We start from the raw sequence: 1,459 nt of genomic DNA, 5'->3' as shown, positions 1-1,459 counted from the left end.
CCCTCACCACGCAGCCTTCTCTTTCACAGCATGGCCTCGTTGTACCTCACGCGTTAATAGGTATTAGTCGCTATGGCCTTTCAGGCAGCTGGCAAGACGGCAGGAGACGACGAACCCTAAACCTTTTCTTTTACCCCCGCTGGTGTATGCGGTGCGACTTGGGGGATCCCTGCGGTTTTAGGGTACCCTATTCGAACATAAACACCCCCACCCAAGGCACATGTCCACCAGCCGGGATACTATAACAGCACGCGTTAGAAAACACATACGAATACTGTTTTGACTGTTGGAGTGCCCCGCTGTGACCGCTACAATCGCCGCGTCCGAACCTGACGTGTCCCTCGACTACCCAGACACCTTCCTCATTTCCGACCACCCCGACACCGAGCCCCCAGACAATGGTGATATGCCGGAGGCGTTTTACACCACGAACGCTCCCGGCAACCACATTGGCAAAGCCGGCACCTACACACGCAAAACCTCCTGGTTCCTCTACCGCGCCATCCTCCCCCAACTAGACGACGACGTCGACTTGAGCCTTACTAGCCTTGCTAAAGACCTCGGCATCTCCTATTCCAAACTACTAGGCTACCTGCGTGCCCACTTCCGCATGCGCCAACTACCCCTGGTCACCGAAGTCCAAGGCCAGCACTGGATACTCGACCTGACCAAACTGCGCATCATCGACCGCGAATTCAACAGGCTTGAAGATAACCCAGAGCATCTTGAAGCCATCGACGCCGCACTCGCAGACTTCCTCACCCCCACCACACCCAACCAAACCGTCCCCACCGATGCGGATCTGCGCCGGTTTATCCGCACCTTCATCGACACCCACCTGCGCCCCGAAGACAAAGAACAACAACCCGAACCGCGCCTGCGCGTCAACTACAACGCGGATAACACCACCACACTATCGCTTACCTGCGATAGTGCCACCGCCACGATCATCGCCCGCCACATCGACGCCTACACCACCCAGGCCGCAACCACCGCCGCACAAGGACTCATCGACCTCATCCTGGAAGATACCCACACCAGTGTTGCCATCAACACGTTTACCACCAACCCCGATGCCAACCTCGTCTTTCACCCCGGTGCCGGATGGATAAACCTCAACCACGCCCCCACCAACAACACCTTCATCCGCCGGCTTAACGCCGACGAGGCAGACTCTTATACCCCCAGCATCGACATCCGCGCCTACACCCAAGGACGAGACGCCACCTGCCGCTGGCCTGGCTGCACCGTGCCCGCCACTAGGTGCCAACTCGACCACCGCATCGAATACCACCACGGCGGGCCAACCAGCCCAGATAATTTAGTCAACCTCTGCCAACACCACCACAACATCAAAACCGACCGCAGAGTCTGCTACATCCTCGACCCGATCACCGGCACCATTGCCTGGCTCCACCACGACGGAACCTACCAACTAGACCACCCCACCGGACCACTA

1 protein-coding gene is annotated in these 1,459 nt (G+C 58.1%); it reads left to right on the top strand.

What is annotated here, in order from left to right:
* Positions 1 to 301 precede the first annotated feature (301 nt).
* Positions 302 to 1,459 (top strand): HNH endonuclease signature motif containing protein (locus L8V01_RS11870; RefSeq protein ID WP_269947168.1); only part of this gene is annotated, 1,158 nt, incomplete at its 3' end.

Origin of the sequence: Corynebacterium curieae, from assembly GCF_027570035.1 — a bacterium.
Lineage (GTDB): Bacteria > Actinomycetota > Actinomycetes > Mycobacteriales > Mycobacteriaceae > Corynebacterium > Corynebacterium curieae.
The sequence above is the reverse complement of the archived record's forward strand: the minus strand, read 5'-3'. Positions and strand labels throughout refer to the sequence as shown.